This window comes from Haloferax sp. KTX1 (assembly GCF_902410085.1).
Taxonomy (GTDB): Archaea; Halobacteriota; Halobacteria; order Halobacteriales; family Haloferacaceae; genus Haloferax; species Haloferax massiliensis.
The window spans coordinates 1-399 of record NZ_CABPRH010000321.1 but is presented as its reverse complement, the minus strand read 5'-3'; the positions used below and the strand labels follow the sequence as shown (position 1 = coordinate 399).

Sequence of the window (399 nt, the reverse complement as noted above, 5' to 3'; positions counted from 1 at the left end):
TTCTAGCTTCGTGCCGTACCATATCTGGGAAGATAGCAGATTACCTAAAAAAACCCCTGATGGTGTTTTCAGCCGGTAGGAACGACCCGTTTCTTTTTATAATCCCTCTAACGTACGGCCAGATATGTCTGCGTCAAGCCCTCGGCTCGTGACGTTGCTGGCGCTGCTCGGTCTCGCGCCGGTCGCGTACTACATGCAGGGAACCGGACGCTCCATCGTCGCGCTCTCGCTGGTCAGCGTCGTCATCATCGCCGGCAGCCTGTTCTGGATGACACAACCAACCGAGTCGAGTACCGTCTGATATGCAGTTCGGGACGGCGGGGCTGAGTTCCGGTGAGACGGCCGGCCTCGCGGCGTTCGTCGGGCTGGGACTCGTCGGGAGTGTCCACTGCCTCGGGA

Annotated in this window: 1 protein-coding gene; it reads left to right on the top strand. The window is 59.4% G+C overall.

Going from position 1 to position 399, the window contains the following annotated elements; all coding sequences use genetic code 11:
- Nucleotides 1–124: 124 nt before the first annotated feature.
- Nucleotides 125–301 carry a hypothetical protein gene (locus FY251_RS22825; protein WP_023843297.1) on the top strand — a complete coding sequence of 59 codons (177 nt, stop codon included), beginning with the start codon at nucleotides 125–127 and terminating at the stop codon, nucleotides 299–301.
- The last annotated feature ends 98 nt before the right edge of the window (nucleotides 302–399 follow it).

Coding starts and splice junctions, on each gene's coding strand:
- FY251_RS22825 (WP_023843297.1), top strand. CDS start 125: ATGTCTGCGTCAAGCCCTCGGCTCGTGACGTTGCTGGCGCTGCTCGGT.